This window comes from Pseudofrankia coriaricola, assembly GCF_001854805.1.
In the GTDB taxonomy this organism is placed as follows: Bacteria; Actinomycetota; Actinomycetes; order Frankiales; family Frankiaceae; genus Pseudofrankia.
In genome coordinates this window covers 46,704-72,498 of sequence record NZ_MBLO01000242.1, presented here as the reverse complement: position 1 = coordinate 72,498, position 25,795 = coordinate 46,704, and the positions used below count along the sequence as shown (strand labels likewise).

The window sequence follows — 25,795 nt, the reverse complement described above, 5'->3', positions numbered from 1 at the left end:
CCGATGTTTCCGGCGTCGTCATTCTCTCCGAGGGCCGCCAAAGCCCGCCGGGCGCGGCGGGATGTCGTCGAGGCCGGCGAGCGCGATCCGGGTCCTGGTAGGAACCGCGTGCCAGCGCGACCGGGCGGCGGGCTCCCGCCCGGGCAGCGTGGCCGCCTGGAGCAGGCCGGCGAGGATCCAGGCGGACCTTCTGGCGTCGGGCCACCGGCCTAGGACCGCCTTGCGGCCGGTCAACAGGGCGAGCTGCGCCGCGTGGACGGGCAGCCAGCCGCGGCCGATGGTCTCGCGGTGGCGCAGGGCGTAGGCCACGGCCGCCCGGCCGAGCTCGCGCTGGAGCTCCGCGTCCCGGCCCGCGGTGCCACCGCCGGTGTGGAGTACCGGCCAGGCATCGCCGCACCAGTCGATCCGCCCGCCGGTTGCGAGCAGCCGGGCGAACAGGTCCGTCTCCTCGTAGTACAGCCAGAAGGATGGGTCGAAGCCGCCGATCCGCAGGAACGCGGACCCGCGAATCGCGAAGAACGCCCCGACCGGGTACCGCAGCGCCGGCCAGCGCACCACCGCTGCGGCCTCCCCGCGCAGCGCGGTGAAGGCGCTGGTGCCGATGGTCGGCAGCACCGCGGTCGACCGCCCCGGGCCGCCGTCGTCCGTGCGGATCGCGAACCCGAGGACGTCGACGTCGGCGGGCGCCTGGGCCAGGAGCTTCGGCAGCATCTCCTGGGTGTCAGGGGGAATGGTGACGTCGCTGTTGACGACCAGCAGCCAGTCCGGAATGCCGCCGGATGAGCCGTCGCCCGGCGGCGGGGCCGCCAGGGCACGCTTGACGGCGAGGTTCACCGCCGCGCCGTAGCCGATGTTGCCGTGCTCGGCGTACACCCGCACGCCATCGGGCACGGTGCCGTGCTGCCCGCCGAGCTTGTTCTCGACGAGCGCGACCTGGCAGCCCGCCATGCCGGCGAGCGCGCTGAGTAGTCCATTCAGGTGGGGCGAGCCGCCGTAGGAGACGACGACCGCGAGCAGGCTGTGCAATATTCCGCCCTCCTGGGCGCGGGCCAGCCGCTATTCGTCGTGATTTCTGCGACCAGCGTTCCTGACGACCGGACCCACCGTAACCACCCGGGACGGGCACGCGCGGAAATTCTTTCCGGCGAGTCGGGGAAACAGTATGACGCCGGTCACGTCGTACCAACTGGCTATCTCATCCCAAGTTTCGTTCCGACCAGATGAAGCATAGGCAGCATACGGATCCGAATCGTGGCCGGAGGGGCGAAAAGACTCATTGTGTCCACCCTGGAATCGCTAAGCCGATCACGGAGATCCCACTCCACCCGGGCCGCGGACGGGGTGGTGGAGCGGAGCTCGACCCACCGCGGCCGGAGGCCGTCCTCGGCGCGACGAGGGCATGCGGGGGTCGAAACGCCGCCCGTCCCGCTCCGCGTCCGCCGCCCGCCGGGCTCGCACCCGGTCCGCACCGGTCCGCACCGGCTCGGATGGTGGCCCCGGCGTGGCCCCTCCGCGGACACTCTCATACCGGCCGCTAGTATCGAACGGACGTTCGGGAAGGCGTCCCGCGTCCGAGAAGTGTCGTATCCCATCCGTACGCTGGGAGTGCCTTTGCTCGGGTCCGGGTTGTCCGTACCGAGGTGAGCACCGGGCAAGGAGCATCGCCGGGCCAGGACCACGGGTCTGAACCCGCGGTCGGCGTTCCGGGTGCCGTGGTGCTGTCCCTCGGCCTCAGGACGCGATGCCGGGTCTGGCGCGGGTGGGGCCGACGAAGCCGAGAAGACGTGAGGGAACGCGGATGACGGATCGTCTCGTCGTGCGGGGTGCGCGCGAACACAACCTGCGTGACGTCGACCTCGATCTTCCCCGCGAAGGGCTGATCGTCTTCACCGGGCTGTCCGGCTCGGGGAAGTCCAGCCTGGCGTTCGACACGATCTTCGCCGAGGGCCAGCGGCGCTACGTCGAGTCGCTGTCGGCCTACGCCCGCCAGTTCCTCGGGCAGATGGACAAGCCGGACGTCGACTTCATCGAGGGCCTGTCGCCGGCCGTCTCGATCGACCAGAAGTCGACCTCCCGCAACCCGCGCTCGACGGTCGGCACCATCACCGAGGTCTATGACTACCTGCGGCTGCTGTTCGCCCGGGCCGGCCGCCCGCACTGCCCGAAGTGCGGCCGGCCGATCGCGAGGCAGACCCCGCAGCAGATCGTCGACCGGCTGATGGAGCTCCCCGAGGGCACCCGTTTCCAGGTGCTCGCCCCCGTGATCCGCGGGCGCAAGGGCGAGTACGTCGACCTGTTCGCCGAGCTGCAAGGCTCCGGCTTCGCCCGCGCCCGGGTGAACGGCAAGGTCATCCCGCTGACCGACCCGCCGAAGCTGGAGAAGCAGAAGAAGCACACGATCGAGGTCGTCGTCGACCGGCTCGCGATCAAGGAGTCCGCCAAGCGACGGCTCACCGACTCGGTCGAGACGGCGCTGCGCCTCGGCAACGGCCTGGTGCTGCTCGACTTCGTCGACCGGGACCCACAGGACGAGGACCGCGAGCGGATGTACTCCGAGCACCTGGCCTGCCTCTACGACGACCTGTCGTTCGAGGAGCTCGAGCCGCGCTCGTTCTCGTTCAACACTCCCTACGGGGCCTGCCCCGAGTGCACCGGCCTCGGCACCCGCAAGGAGGTCGACCCGGAGCTCGTCATCGCCGACCCGACGCTGTCGCTCGCCGGCGGCGCGATCGGCCCCTGGGCCGGCGGGCACAACAAGGAGTACTTCGAACGGCTGCTGTCCGCGCTGGCCGAGGACCTCCACTTCTCGATGGACACCCCGTGGGAGGCGCTGCCCGACCGGGCCCGCCGGGCGGTGCTACACGGCAGCGGCGACACCGAGATCCACGTCGGCTACACCAACCGCTACGGCCGCAAGCGCTCGTACTACACGAGCTTCGAGGGCGTCATCCCGTTCCTGGAACGCCGCCTGCGCGAGGCCGAGTCGGACACGAGCCGCGAGCGCTACGAGGGCTACATGCGCGACGTGCCGTGCCCGTCGTGCCGCGGTGCCCGGCTCAAGCCCGAGTCGCTCGCGGTCACGGTGGGCGGCCGTTCGATCGCCGAGGTCTCGGGGATGTCAATCGGCGAGTGCGCCGAGTTCCTCAAGGACCTCGACCTGACCGAGCGGGAGCGCTCGATCGGCGGCCGGGTGCTGAAGGAGATCGACGCGCGGCTCGCGTTCCTGCTCGACGTCGGCCTCGACTACCTCTCCCTCGACCGCGCGGCCGGCACCCTCGCCGGCGGCGAGGCGCAGCGGATCCGGCTGGCGACGCAGATCGGCTCCGGCCTCGTCGGCGTGCTCTACGTCCTGGACGAGCCGTCGATCGGGCTGCACCAGCGTGACAACCGCCGGCTCATCAGGACGCTGGTGCGGCTGCGCGACCTGGGCAACACGCTGATCGTCGTCGAGCACGACGAGGACACCATCCTCGCCTCCGACTGGGTCGTCGACATCGGCCCGGGCGCCGGCGAGCACGGCGGCCGGATCGTCGTGTCGGGAACCGTCGCCGACCTCCTCGCCAGCGAGGAGTCGCTGACCGGCGCGTACCTGGCCGGCCGGCGGTCCATCGCCGTCCCGGCGGTGCGCCGCCCGCAGACAAAGGGCCGGACGCTCACGGTCCACGGCGCCCGCGAGCACAACCTGCGCGACGTCACCGTCTCGTTCCCGCTCGGCTGCCTGGTCGCCGTCACCGGCGTCTCCGGGTCCGGCAAGTCGACCCTGGTCAACGACATCCTGGCCGCGGTGCTGGCGAACAAGCTCAACGGCGCCCGCGAGGTCCCCGGCCGGCACCGCACCGTGTCCGGCCTCGACCACCTTGACAAGGCCGTCCGCGTCGACCAGTCGCCGATCGGGCGGACCCCGCGCTCCAACCCGGCGACCTACACCGGCGTGTTCGACCACATCCGGCGACTGTTCGCCGAGACCACCGAGGCGAAGGTCCGCGGCTACCTGCCCGGCCGGTTCTCGTTCAACGTCAAGGGCGGCCGCTGCGAGGCGTGCTCCGGCGACGGCACGATCAAGATCGAGATGAACTTCCTGCCGGACGTGTACGTCCCCTGCGAGGTGTGCGCCGGCGCCCGGTACAACCGGGAGACCCTCGAGGTCCACTACAAGGGCAGGAGCATCGCCGAGGTCCTCGACATGCCTATCGAGGAGGCCGCCGAGTTCTTCGCCGCCGTCCCGGCGATCGCCCGCCATCTGCGCACGCTCAACGACGTCGGCCTCGGCTATGTCCGGCTCGGCCAGTCGGCGCCGACGCTGTCCGGCGGCGAGGCGCAGCGGGTCAAGCTCGCCTCCGAGCTGCAGCGCCGCTCCACCGGGCGCACCGTCTACGTCCTCGACGAGCCGACCACCGGCCTGCACTTCGAGGACATCCGCAAGCTGCTCGGCGTGCTCGGCCGCCTCGTCGACGCCGGCAACACCGTCATCGTCATCGAGCACAACCTCGACGTCATCAAGACGGCGGACTGGATCATCGACATGGGTCCCGAGGGCGGCACCGGCGGCGGCCGGGTCGTCGCCGAGGGCACCCCGGAGACGGTCGCCGCGAACGCGGCCAGCCACACCGGCGTCTTCCTCAACGAGATCTTCGCCGGCCGCGCCGAGAAATCCGCTACCGCAGACGCCGCCCAGCTCACCGCCGTCATCGGCGCCACCAGCGCCGCTTAACACCGCAACCATTCAGCGCGACCCAGGCCAAGCCAGGTGACGGCGCCGCTAGCGCGGCGTCAGCCCAGCCACGTCCTCGGCCCGGCACCACACCGACCCGGCTATACGCCAGCATCCGGTACCACGCCCGGAGGGCGCTCCGCGCCCGACCGGCGACGCGGCGAGCGGTCGCGCCAGCGACCTTCGAGCCAGCGTCGCCCTACTTGGGCAGGTGGACGACGAGTTCGACGCGGCGGTTGAAGCGCTGGGCCGCGGGGTTGGGGGAGCCGTCCGGGTTGGTCTCCAGGACCAGCGGGTGCGTGCTGCCGAGCCCGACCGACGTGACCGAGGCGGCCTGGACCCCGTGGTCGGTGAAGTAGCGCTGGACGGTCGCCGCCCGGCGTTCCGACAGGGGCTGGTTGACGCTCGCCGAGCCGGTCGCGTCGGTGTGGCCGCGCACCTGGATGTCGCCGCCGGCGTAGTGCGCGTTGATCAGCCTGATGGTCGCGTCCATCGTGTCCGTGCTGCCGATGACGTCACTGCCGGTCTCGAACAGGCCGTCACTGTTGAAGATCAGGATGAAGACCTCGCGGCCGGCATCGTCGACGGCCTGGAGGTTCTCGCCCGAGATGCCGCTGAGGTCGACGTCGTCGGGCCCGGGCAGGCGGTAGAGCGAGTCCGGCACCAGCGTGGTCCCGTCCTCCGGGGTGTGGGCGTACCCGCTGAAGTCCCCGCAGGGGATGCGCAGCACCAGCCCGCCGCCGAAGTCCTGGGTGCCGCACGTGGGGTCGGGGGTGCCGTCATCGTTGAGGTCGAACACGCCCGGTTGCGCTCCCGGCGGCAACGACGCGTCCGCGGACGGTTCTTCGGACGGCGGGGCCGGCGACAGCGCGGCTGTCGCGGCGGTGCTCGGCGCGCTCGGGGTGGACGTTTCCCCTGGCGACCCCGAGGAACCCCCGCAACCACCGGCGAACAGCAGTCCAGTCGCGACGGTCGCCAGCAACGGTATTGCGATCTTTCGCTTCATCCCGTTCCTCCCCCAAACAGCACGATGAGGAGAAGTTAGGCGGAGTCAGTCCCCTGAGCATCGCCATGCCGGGTAGCTGACAGAGCGGAGCGCACCTTCGGGCCCCCGGCCGCCGCACTGTCCGCGGCGAGCGACTGTCCGTAAACTGAGTGCCCATGTCGGTGGTTGACCCGGAAAGGCTGGAAAGGCTGCTCGCGGCCGAGACCGCCCGATTCGTCGAAACCCATCCGGCCGCCGGAGCGGCGTACGAGCGGGCCCGCGGCTCACAGCTCGCCGGAGTCCCGATGAACTGGATGACCCGCTGGCCCGGCAGCTACCCGGTGGTGGTGTCGTCCGCGTCCGGGTGCCGGCTCACCGACGTCGACGGGCACAGCTATGTGGACTTCTGCCTCGACGACACCGGGGCGATGGCCGGCCACTGCCCGGCTCCGACCGTCGCCGCGGTCGCGGCGCAGGCGGCCTCGCCGTCCCGGCTACCCGGCGGGCACCGGGCCGGGGAGCACGCGCAGGCCCGGGGCGTCGTCCCAGCCGGTGACGATGAGCAGGCCGAGCAGCCAGGGCGCGGCGGCGTGCAGCACGAGGCGCCGCCCATCGCGGTTCAGGTTGCCCGCGGAGGCCACCAGCGCCCGCAGGCCGCCGACGTCGACGCGGCGCAGCCGCGCCAGGTCGACGCGGACGTCGCCGCGGCCGTGGTGGGCGACCTTCGCGAGCGTGCCGACGAGCGCCGGCAGTACCGAGACGTCGATGTCGCCGTCGATCGAGAGCATCGGTGGCTCGAAGGTGGCGGCGACGCGCATCGCGCCGGTCTGGATCTCCAGCCGCTCGGCGTCGAAGCTGTGGAAGGCGGACTGCGCCGGATCTGCCGGGCCTGCCGGCTCGGCGGGGCCGACGGGTCCCGCCGGGCTCGCGAGGCCTGTGAGGTCGTCGTTTGGAACCGCTCTGACGTCGGGCACGCATGCCCTCCCTGTTCCACTGGGACCAGTGGCCACGGAGTGACACGCGGCCACTGGCCGGCCGGAACCGCCATGTGCCGGAACGTATTGTCCAACGAACAGGACCCACCGTAAGGTCCGTTCCGGTGAACGTCCTCCGTCCACGAGCCATGACCATGACGGTCGCGGCGGTCCCGTCCCGGTTCAGCCCTTGACGCAGAGGACGGCACGCAGCCGCGCGACCACCTCGACAAGATCGCCGCTGAAGCCGATGACCTCGTCGATGTCCTTGTAGGCGGCGGGGATCTCGTCAAGCACGCCGGGGTCGGTGCGGCATTCGACGCCGGCCGTCTGGGCGAGCAGGTCGTCGACGGTGAACGTCTTGCGCGCCTTGGACCGGCTCATCCGCCGCCCGGCGCCGTGCGGCGCGGACGCGAACGCCTCCGGGTTGCCCAGACCGCGGACGATGTACGAGCCGGTACCCATGGAGCCCGGGATGATGCCGTACTCGCCGGCCCGCGCCGAGATCGCGCCCTTGCGGGTTACCAGCACGTCGGCGCCGTAGTGGTGCTCCTCCGCGACGTAGTTGTGGTGGCAGTTGACGTTCGCGAAGGCCGCCTCGCCGGTGTGCGGGCCCTCGGCCGGCGGGCACGGGACCCGCAGCGACGGGAAGAAACCGCGCAGCGCGTCGGCGTAGAGCGCGAGCATGGTCTGCCGGTTGCGCCACGCGTACTCCTGCGCCCAGCGCAGGTCGTGGCGGTAGGCGGCCATCTCCGGCGTGCCCGCGAGGAACACCGCGAGGTCCCGGTCGGGCAGGCCGGTGTTGTGCGCCAGACCCTTGGCGACGCTGATGTGCGCGTCGGCGATCTCCTTGCCGATGTTGCGGGAGCCGGAGTGCAGCATCATCCAGACCGCGTCGTCGGCATCGAGGCACAGCTCGATGAAATGGTTACCCGACCCTAGGGTGCCGAGCTGCGTCATCGCCTTGCCCAGCAGGCCCGAGACCTTCGGGTGCAGGCCTGGGAAGGCATCCCAGAGGTCGGCGCTGCGGCGGACCCTGGTGGACACGGCGGCGTGATGGCGGTGCCCGACCGGGATGGCGGCCTCAATGGCGGACCGCACCGCGCCCAGGTCGTCCGGCAGGTCGGACGCGGTCAGGCTCGTGCGAAGCGCGGCCATCCCGCAGCCGATGTCGACGCCGACCGCGGCCGGGGAGACGGCTTCCCGCATCGCCACGACCGAGCCGACCGTCGCGCCCTTGCCCAGGTGCACGTCCGGCATGACCGCTACGTGGTGGTGGATGTAGGGAAGTGAGGCGATCGCGCGCAGCTGGTCCAGAGCGGCGCTCTCCACGCCCTCCGGCCGGGTCCACATCCAGATCGGCGCCCGCCCACCACCGAGCCGGGCCACGGGGCTCATGACTGTTGCTCCTGCTTCCATGCGGCGGGCAGGCGTTCCGCTCGCGGGCCGTCCGTCCGCGCGTTGTCGTCGCCGGGAAGCCTGCCCGGCTCAGGTATGCGCGCCGGATCAGCATGCGGGACCGTCCGACAACGGACAAATCGTTTTCCGGCCGCGGCCGACCTGCCCCAACGCCCAGGCCGCTCAAGCCGTTCAGGCGACCCAAGCCGCCCAGTCCACGTTGACCCCGGCGACCGCCGGGCACCCGCGAGCATGCGTCCGCCGGCCGGGGCTCGGGCGCCCTCGGCCGGCGTGCGGGGAGAACCGGGCGTCGGACCCGGCTGGTGACTACCGCATGTCGATGTGCGAGCGGTCGCGGCTGTGGGAACGGCGGCCAGCACCGCCGAACAGTGACGGCCCGCCGCCGACGCCACCGCCCCCGGTGCGCCTGCGCAGGAAGAACGGGGAGGCCAGCGCGACGAGCCCACAGGCGACGCCGATCTGAAGAATATGGCGGATCCAGTCAATTCCGCCGGTGTGGCGTACCCCGATCGCGCCGGCGATGACATTACCGACAAGGGCGCCGATAATGCCCAGGCAGACGGTCGCCCACAGCGGGACGCTCCCCCGGCGCATCAGCGCGCGGGCGAGCAGGCCGACGATCGCCCCGCCGATCACGATCCACAGGATTTGGAACACGGCAGCCTCCGACGTGCTCGACGGTAAGGCCAGTGGAATACCCGGGACCTCGCCCCGGAAACGCTGGGCGAGAGGCGCGAAAGCCAAAAGGAATCTTCGCGAGAACCGGCCGCGCCCGCCCTGGGCCATTTCTCGAGGCCGTCGATCGTCAAACGGATGAGTTGGTCCCTGATGGCGGACCGAGACCCGGTCGGCGCAGGAACCGGGCGGCTTTTGACGGGGCTCCACCCGCCAGGTCACGGGAGTCCGATCGCATGCCCAGTCGACGATCTTCGACGCGCCGCGCGGGCGAGATGCCAGACTGATCGCGGGCCAGGTATGTACAAAGTGGACAAAATAGGGCATGGAGCGCCGGCCCGCATACCCACGCAGCGATCACGGTCTGGGCTCCGCGCGCCGGGCGCCGGTGATCGCGGGTCGGGTATTGGGAACAGGCGCGGGGGGCGGCGGACAGTGACCGCCGCGGGGCAGGAGAGGGCCTAGAGGGCCAAAGGGTGTGCGAAAATGATCTTCTTTCGCACACCCGGCGGCCGTTGTCCCCAGGATCACTAACGGGAGGCGGGCAGCAGCGGGGCCCGGGAGAGCAGCTGGACGAGGTCCCTGGCCTCGGCGGGAACCGGCTCCGCGAAGTGGTGCAACCCGCGGCGGCCACCCGCGTCGACCTCGACCGCGTAGGTGAACCGGTCGGGCCCGGTGGCCCCGACCGGCCCGGAGGCCGCCGGGAGCGCGGCGACGAGCGCCCGCAGGCGGTCCGCCTCCGCGGCCGGCAGGTCATCGGTGTCCAGGCCGCGCCGGATCGTCCGGCCGGCGAACCCGCCGGATCGTTCCAGCACGACTCGCACCCGCTCGGCCCCAGCCATACGGCGATTGTCCTCCCCGCGCACACGACGGTTGAGCCTCCGGCCGCCGGAGGCCCGACGAGGTACCCGACCCGGAAGGGTCGCCAGCCCCGCGTGCCCCGGCGAAACCGGATGCGGGCTGTCAGATACTGACGCCGGCTCAGATCTTGACGCCGACCGCCCGCCAGGCGTCCCCGACGACCTTGGCGGCGTCGGCGTCGAAGAGCGTCCTGGCCTGGGTGACCGTCACGTTCGCGAACGCGACGAACGAGGCGTTCGAGCGCAGCTGCGGCGAGCGCAGCGTCTCGTACCAGATCTTGCCGGCCTTCTCCCAGGCGTGGCCGCCGAAGGTGACCGCGGCGTTGTAGAACGCCTTGTTCGGGATACCCGAGTTGGTGTGCACGCCGCCGTTGTCCGAGGTGGTGCGGACGTAGCCGGACATGTTCGCCGGCTGGTCGTCCTTGCCCAGGACCGGGTCGTCGAACGCGGTTCCCGGCGCCTTCATCGAACGCAGCGCCACCCCTTGCACGCCAGGGGCCAGCAGGCCCTCACCGATCAGCCAGTCGGCGTCCCCGGCCTTCTGGCCCAGCTTGTACTGCTTCACCAGGGACCCGAACACGTCGCTGACCGACTCGTTGAGCGCGCCCGCCTGGTTCAGGTAGGTGAGCCCCGCCTCGTCCTCGGTCACGCCATGCGTGAGCTCGTGGCCGATGACGTCAAGCGAGATCGTGAACCGGTTGAACAGCTCGCCGTCGCCGTCGCCGAAGACCATCTGCTCGCCGTTCCAGAAGGCGTTGTCGTAGTGGTCGCCGTAGTGGACCGTCGCGAGCAGCGCGAGGCCCTCGTCGTCGATCGAGTCGCGGTGGAAGACCGTCGAGTAGAAGTCGAAGGTGGCGCCGAGCCCGTCGTAGGCCTCGTTCACGGCGACGTCGCCGACCGACGCCTGCCCCTCGGTGCGCACGGTCTTGCCGGGCAGTGTCTCGGTGCCCTGGGTGTCGGCGATCGTACGGCGCGCGGAGGGCGACGCCGGCACCGGACGCGGCCGGCGCCGCGGCAGCGCGGCCGCCACCTGCGCGTTGTGTACCCGGACCATGCGGTTGGTCGTGTCCAGCGAGAGGGTGCCCAGCGCCCAGTCGCGTTGTTCCTCGGTGCCGTTGCGGATGATCCGCTCAAGGATGTTCGGCGGGAGGGCGCAGGGCGTCTGCCGAGTGGTCGCGGTGCTGCGGGGCTCGAGGTGCACGTCGGCTCCCTTGTGGCGGTCTCAGGGCCGGGCGACACCTACGCGCCAGCCCAGCCCCCCGGATGGTGCGCAACGTGACCGACCTTTCCGCCTCCGGTGCGCCTTGTCCAGCCTTGGCACGCATCTCCGTCACGACACACCCTCCCCCGTGGGCCACGGCGTCCGCCCGGCCGCGGGGCCATCCTGGCCGCCTGAGGCGGCCGCCCCGGCGCCCGCCTCAGCCCGCGCGGCGGGCGGTGCCGGTCAGCCGGACGTAGTCGATGACCGGCTCGGGCAACCGTTCCGCGACGGCGTTGACAAACCCGGCGCGTTCGTCGACAGGCAGCCGGTCCAGGTCCGTCCCGAGGATGATCGTCTCCAGGAAGCGGCGGAGCGTGCCGGGGTCGTCGAGCCGGGTCGGGTCGGGGTCGAGCGAGGTCCTGACGCCGACGAAGCCCGCCGTGGTGAGCCGGGCCGCGGTCTCCTCGGCGGTCGCGAAGGGCCACACCGGCGGCCGGTCGGTGACGAGCTCGCCGAGCACCCGTTCGACGGTGGCTATGTTGCCGTGGCCCCCGCAGTCGAAGACCAGCTGGCCGCCCGGGCGCAGGACGGCGGCGAGGTTCTTGAACAGCGCGTCGTGGTCGGGGATCCAGTGGAAGGTCGCGACGCTGAAGACGGCGTCGACCTGCTCATGCAGTGGCAGCGGCGTCGTCAGATCGGCGCGCAGCACCGTCAGGCGGTCACGCAGGTCCGGCCGGTCGGCCAGCCGCGCGAGCAGCGCGGCCAGCATCTTCTCGGACCCATCCAGCGCGATCACGCGGCCATCCGGCACCGCCTCCAGCAGCGCGACGGTGTCCCGACCAGTACCAGCACCCGCGTCCAGCACGGTCTCCGTGCCGCTCAGCTCCAGCCGAGCCAGCGTGCGCCGTCCCCACCGCTCGTGCGGGAGGGGCAGGCTGTCGTACGTCGTGGCGTCCCATTCGCGTGCCATATACGGACGCTACTTCTTTAGCCAATCTAAATACATGATCCTCATGTACTCATGACTCGGTCTTCGGTCACGGCTGGGCGTCGCGGCGGGCGACGAGGTCGTGCCACAGGGCGTCGACCTGAGCATGCAGGCCAGCCAGGGTGCCCGAGTTGTCGAGCAGGACGTCGGCGACGGCTCGTCGCGCCGCGTCGTCGGCCTGGGTGGCCATCCTGGCCTCGGCCTGGTCGCGGGGCAGCCCCCGGCCGGCCAGCCGCTCCAGCCGCAGCTCGCGCGGCGCCTCGACGACGACCACGAGGTCGTAGCCCTTCCCCATCCCGGCCTCGACCAGCAGCGGGATGTCGTGCACGACGACCGCGTCCGGCGGCGGGGCAGCGAACCGCCGGGCGGTCTCATCCCGGATCAGCGGGTGGGTGATGCCCTCGAGCCGCCGGCGCGCCGCCGGGTCGGCGAAGACGATCTGCCCGAGCGCCGCGCGGTCCAGGCTGCCGTCCGGGCGCAGGACACCCGGCCCGAACGCCTCGGCGACGGCCGTGAGCCCGGGGGTGCCGGGCGCGACCACATCCCTCGCGAGCTTGTCCGCGTCGACCACCACCGCGCCGTGCTCCGCCAGCCGGGCCGACACGGCGCTCTTGCCCGACCCGATTCCACCGGTAAGTCCCACCGTCAGCACGCCGCCGAGTCTGCCCTACCCACCAGCGGGGAGCACGGGGACGGGCGGAGGTCACCGGACGGGCATGCTGGACCGGTGGAGGAGCAGCCGGCACCGATCAGGACCCGGCCGGGCCCACCGCCGGCACCGGCGGCCCGGCCCGGTCCGCGGGCGGCCAGGGTGTGGGCGGCCAGGGTGTGGCCGGCCGTGCTGCTGGCCGTGCTCATCGGCGGCGGTGTGCTGGGGCTGGCGCTGTCCACCCGGCTGGCGTCGAGCGCGCCGCTGCTGCTCGTCGCGCTGCGTCCGACGCCGTCAATCCTGCTCCTGGTCGGTGGCTCCGCCCCGGTCCTGCCGACCCTGCTGATCGCGGTACCGCTGCGGGCGCTGGTCGACGTCGCCTACTTCGGCGTCGCCAGGGCGAACCTGCGCTCGCTGATGACGCTGCGTCCCGGCGGCCAGCGCCTCGCGAACGCCCTGTCGCGCCGCTCGACCGAGCGGGCCCTGCTGTACTTCTGCCTGGTCAACACCAATGCGGCCGTCGACGCGGCCCTGGGCGGCGGCGACGTCCCCTGGCGGCGCTTCCTGCGCTTCCTCATCCCGGGAACGGTCGTCTCGACGACGGCCTACCTGCTGGCGGCCCGCGCCGTCGCCCCCTGGGCCCGCGGCCTGGTCACCTGGCTGGACAGCCACGCCACCGAGGGCCTGCTGCTCCTGCTCGCCGTCGGCGCGCTGCGCCTGGCCGCCCAGGCCGTCCGGTCCCGGCTTCGCCGGCGTGCGGGCCGGCCCGGGGCGGCGCCCGGCGAGCCCGGATAACACGCGGCTCCGTCGGCACCGGCCCAGCGATACGGGTGTCCGTACGCCTCGGTGCCCGGCACGTCGTGTGCCGGGCACCGGGGCGTTCCACGCCGGGGCGGGAGACCTCGTCGTCGTCTCGTCCCGGCGGCGTCTCCTAGCGGTCGGGCCGTGACGGGCCGCTCATGGCGTCGGCGTCCCGCGGCGCGGCGTGGTCCTCCGACGGAACCGAGGCGTCCTGGCCGCCCCCCGTGGCCGCACCCACCGCGGCCACGGGGGGCAGGTCCGCGGCGCCCGGGTCCTCCTCGTCGGAGTCGGCCGGCGGGGGCGTCACCAGCGACCAGATGACCGAGGCCACCAGCACCACGCCGATGACGCCGAGCGAGACGGCGATCGGGATGTGCACGAGGTCGGAAAGCAGCATCTTCGTCCCGATGAAGGCGAGGATGACCGCCAGGCCCGTGCCGAGGTGATGGAACCGGTCCAGCGCCCCGGAGAGCAGGAAGAACAGGGACCGCAGCCCGAGGATGGCCAGCGCGTTCGCCGTGTAGACGAGGAAGGTCTGATCGGTCACGCCCAGCGCCGCCGGCACCGAATCGAACGCGAACAGAACGTCAGCGGTCTCGACCGCGACCAGGACGGCGAGCAGCGGCGTCGCGACGAGCCGGCCGGCCCGGCGCAGCAGGAAGTGCTGGCCCTCGTACTGGTCGGTCACCGGGATGACGCGGCGCAGCAGCCGCACCGCTCGGCTCTGCCCCGGGTCGACGTTGACGCCGGAGTCCCGGACCATCTTCACCGCGGTGTAGACCAGGAACGCGCCGAACAGGTAGATCACGACGTGGAAGGCGTTCAGCAGCGCCATCCCGCCCGCGATGAAGGCGAACCGCAGCACCAGCGCGCCGAGCACCCCGTAGAACAGCACCCGGTGCTGGAACTCCCGCGGCACCCGGAAGTAACCGAAGATCAGGGCGAACACGAAGAGGTTGTCGACCGACAGGCTTTTCTCCAGCAGCCAGGCGGCGGTGTACTCGCCGGCCGCCTCTGGCCCCTGCCAGGCCCAGATGACGAAGGCGAACCCGATTCCCAGGCTCACCCAGAGGGCGCTCCACAGCGCCGCCTCGCGGAGCCTGATCACGTGAGCCCGCCGGTGCGCGAGCAGGTCGATGGCGAGAAGGGCGACAAGGGCGGCGACGAAGGCTGCCCAGGCCCAGAAGGGGACGTGCACGGTTGTGTCTCCTAGAGAGTCCGGGTAGTCGGCGGATGGATGCGGGTAGTGGACGGCGGATCCGGCCGTCGGGCCGGATCCGGCTCGCGATCCCGGTCCGCGCCGGGCTCCGTCGAGGCGTCAACCTGACCTGCTTCTAGTTGAACGTCTGGTTGCCTTCGAGGTCCCGGCAGCGCGTGACCGAAGAAGGTGGGGTTTGCTGGTTCCAGGTTGCCGAGAGTCGGCAAGAAGAAGAGCGGGCGGCGCTGGGCCTCACCCGCCCGCGTGGCCTTCGGGCCGGGAGCGGAGGACGACGGGTGTCGGTCGACGACGAGCTCATCGAGTCGGCGGGCCTGCCCGGGACCAGCCTGACCCGGCTGCCGCGCGCCGCGGTGCTCGCCGCCCAGGACGCCCGGCTGCCCGCCGGCCTGCTGGGCGACTACCTCCCGGCGCTCGCCTCGGCCGCCGAGACCGGCCGCCGGCTCACCCAGGCGGAACTGGACCGGTCCCGCGAGCTCGGCCAGGCCGCGGCCGAGTCAGGCGCGTCGCTGCGGGCGCTCGTCGACCTCTACCTGTCCGCGACCTGGCGGGCCTGGCCGTCGCTGCCCGCCGTCGGGGACACGACGCCGCGCCCGGGTGGGCCCGAGGCGCCGGGCGCGGCCGAGCGGACGCGCGCCGCCGCCGCGGCGGTGCTGCGGGCGAGCGACGACGCGGTCGCGGCGGTGTGCGAGGGCTACGAGGCGGCCCGCGCCGCCCGGGCCAGGGCCGAGGAGGCGCTGCGCCGGGAGCTCGTCGACGACCTGCTCACCGGCACCGCCACCGACCCGGGCCTCGTGCTCGAGCGGGCCGCGGCGTTCGGGCTGCGGCTGGAGGCTCCGCACCTCGTCCTGGTCGCCGCCGGGGAGCGCCGGTTCGTGGACGGGCGCGGGACCAGCCGCGCGGTCGACGCCGCGCTGGGGGTGATCTGCCCGACCCCGCCGCTCGTGGTGGCCAAGAGCGGGCAGTTGGTGTGCGTCGTCCCGCAGGAGGCCGAACCCGACGGCGCCGCCGGCGCCCTGGGGGAACCGGGCCAAGCCGGGCCGGGCCAAGCCGGGCCGGGCCAAGCCGCGATGCCCCAGCCGGACGGCCGGGGCGGCCCGGCGGGCGACGGAGGCGTCTCGGCGGCCGATCGGCGCGCCTCGGGCTTCACCCCGTTGCCCGCCGTCGCGGCCACCGCCGCCCCGGGCGCGCCGCGCGCGGTGGCGGCCGTCACGGCGGCGCTGGCCGGCGTGACGGGGTGGCGGGTGGGTGTGAGCAGGGCCCGCACCGGCGTGACGGGTGTTCGGATCGGGTTCGGCGAGGCGTCGGCGGCGGTCGAGCTCGCCGGCCGGCTGGGCCTGCACGACCGCGCCCTCCACACCGACGACCTGCTCATCTACAAGGTGCTGCTGCGCGACCGGGAGCCGCTCACCGAACTGGTGGAGACCGTGCTCGGCCCCCTGCGGGGCGCCCGCGGCGGCGCCGGCCCGCTGCTGGACACCCTGGACGCCTACTTCGCCACCGGCGCGGTGGCGCTCGCCACCGCCCGCCGCCTGCACCTCTCGGTCCGCGCCCTCACCTACCGCCTGGCCCGCATCCACCAGCTCACCAGGCACGACCCAGCATCACCCGCGGACCGCTACGTCCTCCAGACAGCCCTAATCGGCGCCCGCCTCCTGGCCTGGGACCAGCCAGCGCCCTGAGGACGAAGACGAAAACGCCCCCGCCGGCAAAACCGGCGAGGGCGTTTTACGCCTAGTTAGACCCCAGAGTTACCCCTCGGGGCGTCGGGGGGCGAAGCCCCCCGACCGTGGGGTCCGGGGCTCGGGCCCGGGGCAGCATCACGCGGGAGCCTGGGAGCACGCATCAGCGTGCGACCAGGCCACCCCCGATCGCGCCGCCCTCGATCAGCCTCTTCCGAACTGCTCGCGCAGGCGGCGCAGGGCTTCCTCGTCGATCGCCGAGGCCGGCTGCTGCGACTCGGAGGTGTAGGAGCTCGGCGCGACCGCGGCGGCCTCGGCCTCGCGGGCGGCGCGGATCTGCGCCTGGTGCGCCTCGAAGCGGGACTGGGCCTCGGCGTACTGCCGCTCCCACTCGGCCTGCTGCTCCTCGAAGCCCGGCAGCCACTCGCCCGTCTCGGGGTCGAAGCCCTCGGGGTAGACGTAGTTGCCCTGCTCGTCGTACTTGGCTTCCATGCCGTACTGGCTCGGGTCGAACGTCTCGCCGTCGCCCGCGAGCGCGGCGGCCTCGTTCGCCTGCTTGAGCGAGAGGCTGATCCGGCGCCGGTCGAGGTCGATGTCGATGACCTTGACCAGGATCTCGTCGCCGACGTTGACGACCTGCTCCGGGATCTCCACGTGGCGCTCGGCCAGCTCGGAGATGTGGACCAGGCCCTCGATGCCCTCGTCGACACGGACGAACGCGCCGAACGGCACGAGCTTGGTGACCTTGCCGGGGACGACCTGGCCGATGGCGTGCGTCCGGGCGAACTGGCGCCACGGGTCCTCCTGCGTCGCCTTCAGCGACAGCGAGACCCGCTCGCGGTCCAGGTCGACGTCGAGCACCTCGACGGTGACCTCCTGGCCGACCTCGACCACCTCGGACGGGTGGTCGATGTGCTTCCAGGACAGCTCGGAGACGTGCACCAGACCGTCGACCCCACCGAGGTCGACGAAGGCGCCGAAGTTGACGATGGAGCTGACGACACCCTTGCGGATCTGGCCCTTGGCCAGCTGCGACAGGAACTCCGAGCGGACCTCGCTCTGCGTCTGCTCCAGCCAGGCCCGGCGGGACAGGACCACGTTGTTGCGGTTCTTGTCCAGCTCGATGATCTTGGCTTCGAGCTCGCGGCCCACGTAGGGCTGGAGGTCGCGGACCCTGCGCATCTCCACCAGCGAGGCGGGGAGGAAGCCCCGCAGCCCGATGTCGAGGATCAGACCACCCTTGACGACCTCGATGACGGTGCCGGTGACGACGCCGTCCTCCTCCTTGAGCTTCTCGATCGTGCCCCAGGCGCGCTCGTACTGAGCGCGCTTCTTGGACAGGATCAGCCGGCCCTCCTTGTCCTCCTTCTGGAGGACGAGAGCCTCGACGTGGTCACCGACCGACACGACCTCGTGCGGGTCCACGTCGTGCTTGATCGATAGCTCACGGGACGGGATGACACCCTCGGTCTTGTAACCGATGTCCAGCAGCACCTCGTCGCGATCCACCTTGACGATGGTGCCGTCGACGATGTCACCGTCGTTGAAAAACTTGATCGTCTTGTCGACGGCGGCGAGGAAGTCCTCGGCCGAGCCGATGTCGTTGACCGCGACCTGTGGGGTGGTCGGGCTTTGSGGGCTGGTCACGGTCTCCACGGGTCGAACGTCGGTGGTGCTCGTCAAGGGGTCGGCTCCGACTAGGGGTTGACGTCAGCGCGAGAGCCGGGTCGAACCGCCGGGACGGAGGGACAGAGAACGCGCTACAACGACATTGCGCTGACAACGACACTGTCAGAACCGATAACGACTGCTCGAGTGGATCTGCTCGGTCCGAGACCCACAGACCCTCGCGCTGACTCCCAGTCTAGGGAAGCCTCTCCGGCGAGGTCAACGGGAGGCTGTCGCAGGCCCACGTCGGACGAACCCCGCGACTTCGCAGGCCGGGCGAAGCCCGACATCGGGGGCCCGGAGGACGACCCTCCGAGGCGGCATCACGGCCCTGGGAAACGCGGCCACAGGGCGGCGGCGACGGTCAGTCGCTCGAGGCGAAATGGCCGCCCGTGTCCTCCCGCCACCCGACTCTATCCGGTTGGTGCGGCTCGGGGAGGGGAGGGATGGTTGTCTCGTCCGGCACGCTCGCGACCGCGACATCACCCGCCGGCCCCACCACCGGGGCCACCGCGGGTGCCGGCGCCGCCGACGCCGGGAAGGCGGGCACCGGGAGAGCCGGCGCGGCCGTCCCCAGCGCGCCGGCCGCGGCCGGGCGGCCGGCCGCCGTGGGGCCGTGCCTGGCCGAGGAGCCGGCCGCGCTCAACGCGCGGCCGCGGCGGGGGCGGTTCTTCCAGCGCCGGGCCCAGTCGCGAGCGAGGTTCTGGCATGGCCGTTCGACCAGGTAGTAGGTCAGCGTCGCCAGCGCCACGGTGATCACCAGGACCACCGCGAAGAACGGGGCGAACGAGACCTGCCACATCTTCCAGCCGCCGCGCACCATCACCACGTCGATGACGGTCTGGTGCCACAGGTAGATGCCGTAGGAGATCGAGCCGAGGAAGGTCATCACCCGGCTGGACAGGAACCGGCGCACGAACCCGCGCCGCTGCGGGCCGAACACCGCCGGCAGCAGCAGGAAGAAGCCGAACAGCCCGTAGAACAGGTGCTTGCCCATGTCCGTCCGGGCGGTGACGTCGTAGATCGGCCACAGCGGCAGCCCGATCTTCCTGCTGGCCACCCAGTAGCAGACGGCCGCGAGCAGCCAGCAGACCGTGCCGGAGAACGGCAGCGTCGACCAGCGCGGATGACGCCCCTGCCGGCCGTACCAGGCCGAGACGACCGCGAGGAACATGCCCATGGAGAACAGGTCCCACCACACCGGCAGCCACACCGACCAGCCGTCGGCCGGCCCGATGTCGGTGCCGATCATCCGCCAGTGCACCAGGGTGCCCACCAGATAGAGCGCGGCGACGCCGGTCAGCTCGAGCCACAGCTGGGTACGCGGCGTGCGCACCCGCCGGCCGAGCAGCCACGCGTAGAGCGGGACGAACAGGTAGAACGCGACCTCGATGTCGAGCGTCCAGGCCTGGGTGAGGCCCTGCAGCGCCCATGACTGCCGGTAGCCCTGCACGAACAGCAGGCACTCGATCAGGCCCCAGATGTTCGCGACGATCATCTTGTCGGTGATGACGACCAGGCTGATCACGAACACCAGCCAGTACAGCGGGACGATCCGCATGAACCGGCGCAGCAGGAAGCCCCCGGCGTCGGGGACGTCCCGGCCGCCGCCCTGGTCGGCCAGCGCGAGGTGGCGCGCCACGAACGGCCGGTAGAGCAGGAAGCCGGAGATCAGGAAGAAGACCGCGACGCCGATCTCGGCCCGCGCGGCGTACGGCCCGAGCGAGGTCCGCAGCGTCAGGTTGGTCACGAAACCGGCGTGGACGACGATCACGAGCAGCGCCGCGATGGCCCGCAGCCCGTCGAACCCGGGAAAGATCGTCGCGTCCCGGCGCGGGGCGGCCGCCGCGGTGGCCGGGGCCGCGTCCGCGGGAGCCAGCGGCGCCTCGGACACGATGGTGGTGCCGGCGTCGACCGCGACCGTCGTCGGGTCGTCCGGGCGCCCGAGCTGGCGAAGCCCGGCCCCGGTCATGGCGCGGGCCGGGGGTGGCTGCGGTCCGGCACGGTCGCAAGGTACCAGCCGGCTCCGTCCTTGCCTCGCGGGCGGCGGCGTGGATAACCACTCAGGACCACGGGTGGACCGACGGTGATCAGCGGATCGGCCGGGCTCACACGGCCGGGGTCTCGGCCCGTGGCCGGGTCGGAGCCTGGCCCGCCTGCCCGGCGCGCGCCGTCACCCGCGAGTCGCTGTGGCGGCCGCGGGGGACGAAGCGGGCGCGGATGGAGGCGAACGCGACGGCGGCGAGCAGCACCACCGCCGGCTCCGCGACGGCGCGGAAACGGCTGGTCCCGTAGACCATCGTCGAGGCGACGGTCAGCGCCCCCGGCAGCGCGAGCAGCGGCAGCAGCAACGCGCGGCGTCGGCGCAGCAGCACCGCGCCGACGGCGCCCGCGGCCAGCAGCACCCACAGCGAGAACAGCGCCGCCTTGCTGAGCCCCGCCGGCCGTGACTCGATCGTGTCGAACCGGACCTGCTGGAACGGCCGGAACACCCCCCAGGTCCGCCCGGCCCTGGCCAGCGCGACCTTCGGCAGTTCGGCCTTGTGGTCGCCGATGTACCGGTAGGCGGCGTCGCGATAGAAGACATCGCGCTCGGAGCGTTCGGTCGGCTCGTTCTGGATCTTCAGGATGCACTTGAAGTCCCACCAGCCGAGGAATGTGCCGTGGTAGGTCGTGTCGCAGTGCGTGACCGCGAGCGTCGTGCCGAGCCCCGTGGACAGGTACTCGGGCTCGTTGAACCGGCTCAGGTTGTAGCCGGCCCACGGCGCGATCGCCAGGACGCAGGCCGCCCCGGCGGCCGCGAGCATCCCCGCCCTGCGCGCCCATGACGCCCTGGCCGCCGGGAGCGCTTCGGTGTTCCGAGGATGAGGGGCCGCCGGAGGTGCGAAGGAGGCCCATTTTCGCACCTCCTTTGGCCCTCCAGGCGCGCGGGCCAGCAGAACCAGCGGCGTCACCAGGAAGACCGAGAGCAGGAGCAGTTCGGCCCGCGCCAGCGCCGCCGCGGCGGTGGCGAGCCCCAGCAGGGCGGCGTCCAGGTAGCCGCGCCGGTCCCAGAACCGGTAGGCGAGCCAGAGCACCGCCGAGCAGGCCAGGATCCCGGTCGTCTCCGACATCAGCAGCGGGTCATTGATCCACATGCCGGGGTAGACGGCGGCGAGCCCGGCCGCGACCAGCCCGGCCGTGGGCCCGGCGGCGCGCCTCCCGGTCAGCGCGACGACCAGGATGGTCAGCGTTCCGAGCAGGCAGTCGAACACCTGGTGCTCGAGGAACGTGGTGAGGCCGACGAGGGACGGCAGCGCGAGCAGCGCGCTGGTCAGCGGCGGGTGCTGCGCGTCCGGCACATACCGGTGGTTCAGTCTGAGCTCGTACGGGTCGGGCCAGCCTCGCCCGTCGGCGAACAGGTTGGCCGCATCGTGGTAGTAGAGCGGGTCGCCCTGCACAACCGCCGGGTGCATCCAGCCGAACAGATACCACAGCCGGACACCGAGACCGACAGCCATGATCAGGACCAACAGCAGCCACCAGCGCCGGTTCCGCGGCCCTGGGCCGCCGGTCTCGGGCATCTCCGCCGGAACCGGCGCGATAGCGGTCTTGGTCACGGCCGGAAAGTACCAAGGCGCCTCCAGTCATCTGAGCGCGATAGGTGTGACGATTGGCCTCGGGGCGAGGCCTCGCGCGGCCGGAGGTTCACCGTGCGGTACCAGCCAAAGGCCGCGCGACGATGGCGAAGCCTCGCGCGGCCGGCGGTTCACCATGCGATACCAGCCAAAGGCCGCGCGACGATGGCGAAGCCTCGCGCGGCCGGCGGTTCACCGTGCGATATAGCCGAGGACGCGCGCGCGGGACCACGCCGGGGCTACCGCATACTTCGCAGAGCGGTCAGCTGGAGGCGGGCCGCCGATCACGACTGGCGGACGAGCGGGAGGAGGCCCCGGCTGAGCGGCAAAGACGCTGACACCGTCCGGATCTCCGACACCGCCCGCTTCCGCGATCATTCGCCCGCCCGAGCCGGCCGCCCCGACGACGACCAGCACGACGGTCGCGGACGCGAGGACGACAGCCGCGGCGGTGACGCCCATGGTGGCGACGAGCACCGGGACGACGGCTACGACGACGAACGCGGCGACGCGGGCGCCGGCCGCGGCGACGGCTCCCGCGCGGGAGCGGGCCGAGGGGACCACTGGCACCGGGTCGGCTCGTACGGCGACGGGCGCGAGGGCGGCCGACGCGATGGCCGCGGCCGCGATGCCGCCGGCCTGGACGGCTCCGGGCGCGACCACGGCGGGCGCGACGCGACGCGCGCGCCCGCAGGCCCATACCGCGGGGTCACCGGCGAGCGCGCCGCGCGAGGACGCGGCGCCGCGGGCGACCCGGACCCCCCGACAGAGCCCCCGACAGACCTCCCAGCAGATCGGCTTCGCCAATCGGGCAGGGACCCCGGATCCGACAGGGATCCCGGGCTTCGCCGACCCGACAGGAGCCCCCGCGGCGGCGACCGGCCCACGCGCGTCGGCGGCGGACGCCCCGGCGACGCGCGGCGCGATGACGCCGCGCGCGGGGACACGCGCCGTCAGGGGGCGCGTCCGGACGGCCGGCGCGTGCGCGATGATGAGGACGCCGGCCAGCACACCATCGCGCTCGCACGCGGCGCCATCGAGCGCGGCGCCCGCGGGCGCGGCCCAGCTCCCACGCGCGCGCCGGACCCGACCTACACCCGGCGCCCGCCGGGGCGGCGCGCTGACGATGGCGACGACGAGTTCGACCCGGAGGAGCCCAAGACCACAGGGCTGATGCTCCTGGACCCGACGGCCGCGCCGGCGAGCACCGCGATCGGCCCGGGGGACTCCGACACCACCGGGACCTTCCTCGCGCCGATCGTCCACTCCCCCGGGCTGGACGGGCTGCGCGCGCTCGCGGTACTCGCGGTGATCTGCTATCACGCGGGACTGTCCTGGGTTCCCGGCGGACTGCTGGGCGTGGACACGTTCTTCGTGCTTTCCGGGTTCCTGATCACTGGCCTGCTGATCGCCGAGTACCGGGCCACCCGGCGCATCGACCTCAAGGACTTCTGGACGCGGCGGGCCCGCCGGCTGCTACCCGCCTTCCTGCTCCTGCTGCTGGCGATCTCCGCCTATGCGCGGTTCTTCGCCGCGCCGGGTGACATCACGAAGATCCGCCTGGACATGCTGGCGTCGCTGTTCTACGTCGCCAACTGGCGGTTCGCGCTGTCGAACCAGAGCTACTTCGACCACTTCTCGGCGCCGTCGCCGCTGCTGCACACCTGGTCGCTGGCGGTCGAGGAGCAGTTCTACGTGCTCTGGCCGCTGATCGTGTTCCTGCTGATGCGGCACAGCGCGCGCACGGTCGACAAGTGGAAGGGCCAGCGGCGCAAGGCGCAGTCGGCGGCGCTGGCGGTCGCGGTGCTGGGCGCCGAGATGAGCGCACTGATCGGCATCGTGCTGCTGCTCGTCGGCGTCGACGCGTCGCGGATCTACTACGGCACCGAGGTTCGTGTCCAGGCGCTGCTGATCGGCGCGGCGCTGGCGGTGTGGCGGGCGCAGCGCCGGGCCGGCTTCACGGCACGTGGCAAGAAGGTGCTCGGGTACGCCGGCGGAGTGGCGCTGGTGGCACTGGTGGCGCTGTGGGCGACGGTCGATGGCCAGTCGCGCGGGCTGTACGCCGGCGGGTTCCTCGGCGTCGCGATCATCGTCGCGGTGCTGGTCGCGTCGATCGTCGAGGTGCCGGGCTCGGCCGTCGCGAAGGTGCTGTCGATCCCGCCGCTGACCTACATCGGAAAGATCTCCTACGGCCTGTACCTGTGGCACTGGCCGGTCCTGCTGACGCTCACCGCGGGGCGGACGGGCCTGCACGGCCCCGCCCTGCTGGGCGCCAGGATCGCCGCGACCATGGCCTGCACGCTCCTGTCGTTCTACCTGATCGAGAACCCGATCCGGCGCCGGTCGATCCGCATCCCGATGCCGGTGGTCACCACGCCGGCGGTGATGGCCGGCGTCGTCGCGGTGGCCGTGTTGGCGACGAGCACCCAGGCGTCCAGCGCCCGCAGCCCCGCGGACCTGGAGAAGCTCGCGGCGAGGGTCCAGGCGGGTGGGGCCCTGCCCACGGCGGCGCCGGACGCGCAGGGCAACCGGCCGCTGCGGATGCTCATCGCCGGGGACTCGCTGGCGACGACGCTGATCGGCAGCCAGTTCGGCGACGTGGCCGCGTCGATGAACGTGCAGCTCGCGGACGCCTCCATGCTCGGCTGCGGGGTGGCGCGGCTGCCGGCCAGGAAACTGGACGGCAAGCCCGGGCTGACGACGATCGGCTGCGACCAGTGGCCGGCGCGGTTCACCAAACGTGTGAACGAGGTCAATCCGGACATCGCGGCGCTGCTGGTCGGCCGCTGGGAGGTCACCGACCAGCTGATGGACGGCGAATGGACCCATGTCGGCGAGCCGAAGTTCGACACCTACCTCGCGTCCCAGCTGGACCTGGCGATCACGACGCTGTCCGCGCGCGGGGCGAAGGTAGTGTTGTTCACCACACCCGCGGTCGCCGCCCGCGAGGGGCCGGACGGGACGCAGTACCCGGAGACGAAGTCAGAGCGGGTGGCGCGGTTCAACCAGCTGCTGCGAGCGGCGGCCGGCCGGCACCGGGACGTGGCGACCATCGCGGATCTCAACGGGGTACTCACGCCGGGCAACCGGTACATGGACCACGTGAACGGCATCCTCACCCGGGACGACGGCGTGCATATTACTGCCCCTGGTGGGCGCATAGTTGGCCAGGCGTTGCTTCCCGCGATTGTTGGGCTGGTTCGTCCGACAGATGCGGATCGTCCCTCCGTGGGGACGACCACGTCCCCCGGCTGACCTGCGTGCTTTACCGAACGCTAACCTTTTCGACGGCAGCGTGCCGCACTCAGACAGGAGGGTGATCGTGCCTCGCGCGCTCATTACAGGGATCACCGGCCAGGATGGTCTGTACCTGGGAGAGCTGCTCACGGCCAAGGGCTACGAGGTGTTTGGACTGGTCAGGGGCCAGTCCAACCCCAAGGTGGCCACCGTCGAGCGGATCATCCCAGGCGTCCAGCTACTGGAGGGCGACCTTACCGACCTGTCCTCACTGATCGGCGCTGTGGAGATCTCACAGCCGGACGAGGTGTACAACCTCGGCGCCATCTCCTTCGTCGGACTGTCCTGGAAACAGGCCGAGCTGACGGGCGAGACGACCGGGATGGGTGTGTTGCGTATCCTTGAGGCGCTGCGGATCACCGCCGGCAGCGATGTCTCCCGGATGCGCTTCTACCAGGCGAGCTCGTCCGAGATGTTCGGCAAGGTCCGAGAGACGCCGCAGCGGGAGACGACGCCGTTCCACCCGCGTTCGCCCTATGGTGTCGCGAAGACCTTCGGGCATTACCTCACGGTTAACTACCGCGAGTCGTACGACATGTTCGCCTGCTCCGGGATGCTGTTCAACCACGAGTCGCCGCGCCGCGGAATCGAGTTCGTCACCCGGAAGGTCACCCGCGCCGTCGCCCGGATCGCGCTCGGGCTGCAGGACTCGATCACCCTGGGTAACCTGGAGTCCCGCCGGGACTGGGGTTTCGCCGGCGACTACGTCGACGCGATGTGGCGGATGCTCCAGCAGGACGAGCCGGACGACTACGTCATCGCCACCGGGGAGACGCACTCCATCCGCGAGCTGCTGCAGGCCTCGTTCGCCCGGGTCGGCATCGACGACTGGGAGCCCTACGTCAAGCAGGACCCGCGGTTCTTCCGCCCGGCCGAGGTCGACCTGCTGGTCGGTGACCCGTCGAAGGCCATGGACAAGCTGGGCTGGAAGCCGACGGTCACCTTCACCGCCCTCATCGACATGATGGTGGACGCGGACCTCGCGCTGGAGCGGGAGGCCGCGGGACAGGCGCTGACGATTCGGTGACCGGTCCTCGGTTCGGCGCGACCAC

At 72.0% G+C, this 25,795-nt stretch carries 19 protein-coding genes; 5 read left to right on the top strand and 14 right to left on the bottom strand.

The window, feature by feature from the left end:
* Positions 1 to 18: 18 nt before the first annotated feature.
* On the bottom strand, positions 19 to 1,026 hold the full coding sequence (locus tag BCD48_RS33230) for a glycosyltransferase family 2 protein (RefSeq protein ID WP_071052339.1): 1,008 nt from the start codon (positions 1,024 to 1,026) through the stop codon (positions 19 to 21).
* Positions 1,027 to 1,798: 772 nt separating this feature from the next.
* Between BCD48_RS33230 and uvrA the strand changes: the two genes are divergently transcribed.
* Complete coding sequence (uvrA, locus tag BCD48_RS33225; protein ID WP_071052338.1) at positions 1,799 to 4,711, top strand: excinuclease ABC subunit UvrA; 2,913 nt, start codon at positions 1,799 to 1,801, stop codon at positions 4,709 to 4,711.
* A 199-nt stretch (positions 4,712 to 4,910) separates the two neighbouring features.
* Here the strand turns inward: uvrA and BCD48_RS33220 are convergent, their stop codons facing one another.
* The 8 genes from BCD48_RS33220 to coaE form a co-directional block, all read right to left on the bottom strand.
* A complete protein-coding gene (locus BCD48_RS33220; protein ID WP_083419576.1) occupies positions 4,911 to 5,717 on the bottom strand; it encodes an OmpA family protein in 807 nt (268 codons plus the stop codon).
* 473 nt (positions 5,718 to 6,190) lie between these two features.
* Positions 6,191 to 6,670, bottom strand: coding sequence for an STAS domain-containing protein (locus BCD48_RS33215; protein WP_071052337.1), 480 nt, complete (start codon positions 6,668 to 6,670; stop codon positions 6,191 to 6,193).
* A 183-nt stretch (positions 6,671 to 6,853) separates the two neighbouring features.
* Positions 6,854 to 8,068: an RtcB family protein gene (locus BCD48_RS33210; protein WP_071052336.1), complete on the bottom strand. Its 1,215-nt coding sequence runs from the start codon at positions 8,066 to 8,068 to the stop codon at positions 6,854 to 6,856.
* Between the two features lie 327 nt (positions 8,069 to 8,395).
* On the bottom strand, positions 8,396 to 8,746 hold the full coding sequence (locus BCD48_RS33205) for a GlsB/YeaQ/YmgE family stress response membrane protein (RefSeq protein ID WP_071052335.1): 351 nt from the start codon (positions 8,744 to 8,746) through the stop codon (positions 8,396 to 8,398).
* A 548-nt stretch (positions 8,747 to 9,294) separates the two neighbouring features.
* Positions 9,295 to 9,606, bottom strand: coding sequence for a protealysin inhibitor emfourin (locus BCD48_RS33200; protein ID WP_071052334.1), 312 nt, complete (start codon positions 9,604 to 9,606; stop codon positions 9,295 to 9,297).
* A gap of 139 nt (positions 9,607 to 9,745) precedes the next feature.
* Positions 9,746 to 10,825 carry a M4 family metallopeptidase gene (locus tag BCD48_RS33195; RefSeq protein ID WP_071052333.1) on the bottom strand — a complete coding sequence of 360 codons (1,080 nt, stop codon included), beginning with the start codon at positions 10,823 to 10,825 and terminating at the stop codon, positions 9,746 to 9,748.
* A gap of 217 nt (positions 10,826 to 11,042) precedes the next feature.
* Positions 11,043 to 11,795, bottom strand: a complete 753-nt coding sequence (locus tag BCD48_RS33190) for a class I SAM-dependent methyltransferase (RefSeq protein WP_071052332.1) — start codon at positions 11,793 to 11,795, stop codon at positions 11,043 to 11,045.
* A gap of 67 nt (positions 11,796 to 11,862) precedes the next feature.
* A complete protein-coding gene (gene coaE, locus BCD48_RS33185; RefSeq protein ID WP_071052365.1) occupies positions 11,863 to 12,456 on the bottom strand; it encodes a dephospho-CoA kinase in 594 nt (197 codons plus the stop codon).
* 84 nt (positions 12,457 to 12,540) lie between these two features.
* Here coaE and BCD48_RS33180 point away from each other — a divergent pair, with 84 nt between their 5' ends.
* Complete coding sequence (locus BCD48_RS33180) at positions 12,541 to 13,257, top strand: hypothetical protein (RefSeq protein WP_083419575.1); 717 nt, start codon at positions 12,541 to 12,543, stop codon at positions 13,255 to 13,257.
* 136 nt (positions 13,258 to 13,393) lie between these two features.
* Here BCD48_RS33180 and BCD48_RS33175 read toward each other — a convergent pair whose 3' ends face one another.
* On the bottom strand, positions 13,394 to 14,461 hold the full coding sequence (locus BCD48_RS33175) for a TerC family protein (protein ID WP_083419574.1): 1,068 nt from the start codon (positions 14,459 to 14,461) through the stop codon (positions 13,394 to 13,396).
* Between the two features lie 296 nt (positions 14,462 to 14,757).
* On the opposite strand from BCD48_RS33175, the gene BCD48_RS33170 reads away from it, so the two are divergent.
* The gene (locus tag BCD48_RS33170; protein ID WP_071052331.1) at positions 14,758 to 16,161 is read left to right on the top strand and encodes a PucR family transcriptional regulator; all 1,404 of its coding nucleotides are present in this window, start codon (positions 14,758 to 14,760) and stop codon (positions 16,159 to 16,161) included.
* A 204-nt stretch (positions 16,162 to 16,365) separates the two neighbouring features.
* Here the strand turns inward: BCD48_RS33170 and rpsA are convergent, their stop codons facing one another.
* The 4 genes from rpsA to BCD48_RS33150 all read right to left on the bottom strand — a co-directional run bounded on the left by rpsA (position 16,366) and on the right by BCD48_RS33150 (position 22,253).
* Entirely contained in the window at positions 16,366 to 17,844 is a 1,479-nt protein-coding gene (gene rpsA / locus BCD48_RS33165) for a 30S ribosomal protein S1 (protein ID WP_071052330.1), read from the bottom strand.
* Positions 17,845 to 18,193: 349 nt separating this feature from the next.
* A complete protein-coding gene (locus BCD48_RS33160) occupies positions 18,194 to 19,801 on the bottom strand; it encodes an acyltransferase family protein (protein ID WP_071052329.1) in 1,608 nt (535 codons plus the stop codon).
* 136 nt (positions 19,802 to 19,937) lie between these two features.
* On the bottom strand, positions 19,938 to 21,392 hold the full coding sequence (locus BCD48_RS33155) for a glycosyltransferase family 39 protein (RefSeq protein ID WP_241842191.1): 1,455 nt from the start codon (positions 21,390 to 21,392) through the stop codon (positions 19,938 to 19,940).
* A 246-nt stretch (positions 21,393 to 21,638) separates the two neighbouring features.
* Complete coding sequence (locus BCD48_RS33150) at positions 21,639 to 22,253, bottom strand: hypothetical protein (protein WP_131804146.1); 615 nt, start codon at positions 22,251 to 22,253, stop codon at positions 21,639 to 21,641.
* Between the two features lie 174 nt (positions 22,254 to 22,427).
* Here BCD48_RS33150 and BCD48_RS33145 point away from each other — a divergent pair, with 174 nt between their 5' ends.
* Both BCD48_RS33145 and BCD48_RS33140 read left to right on the top strand, forming a co-directional pair.
* Positions 22,428 to 24,701, top strand: coding sequence for a DUF459 domain-containing protein (locus BCD48_RS33145; RefSeq protein WP_312622779.1), 2,274 nt, complete (start codon positions 22,428 to 22,430; stop codon positions 24,699 to 24,701).
* A gap of 67 nt (positions 24,702 to 24,768) precedes the next feature.
* On the top strand, positions 24,769 to 25,770 hold the full coding sequence (locus tag BCD48_RS33140) for a GDP-mannose 4,6-dehydratase (protein WP_071052361.1): 1,002 nt from the start codon (positions 24,769 to 24,771) through the stop codon (positions 25,768 to 25,770).
* The last annotated feature ends 25 nt before the right edge of the window (positions 25,771 to 25,795 follow it).

What these genes read in the sequence shown, in the direction of transcription:
- uvrA (WP_071052338.1), top strand. Translation starts at nt 1,799, where the DNA reads ATGACGGATCGTCTCGTCGTGCGGGGTGCGCGCGAACACAACCTGCGT.
- BCD48_RS33220 (WP_083419576.1), bottom strand. Translation starts at nt 5,717, where the DNA reads ATGAAGCGAAAGATCGCAATACCGTTGCTGGCGACCGTCGCGACTGGA.
- BCD48_RS33210 (WP_071052336.1), bottom strand. Translation starts at nt 8,068, where the DNA reads ATGAGCCCCGTGGCCCGGCTCGGTGGTGGGCGGGCGCCGATCTGGATG.
- BCD48_RS33200 (WP_071052334.1), bottom strand. Translation starts at nt 9,606, where the DNA reads ATGGCTGGGGCCGAGCGGGTGCGAGTCGTGCTGGAACGATCCGGCGGG.
- BCD48_RS33190 (WP_071052332.1), bottom strand. Translation starts at nt 11,795, where the DNA reads ATGGCACGCGAATGGGACGCCACGACGTACGACAGCCTGCCCCTCCCG.
- BCD48_RS33160 (WP_071052329.1), bottom strand. Translation starts at nt 19,801, where the DNA reads ATGACCGGGGCCGGGCTTCGCCAGCTCGGGCGCCCGGACGACCCGACG.
- BCD48_RS33155 (WP_241842191.1), bottom strand. Translation starts at nt 21,392, where the DNA reads ATGCCCGAGACCGGCGGCCCAGGGCCGCGGAACCGGCGCTGGTGGCTG.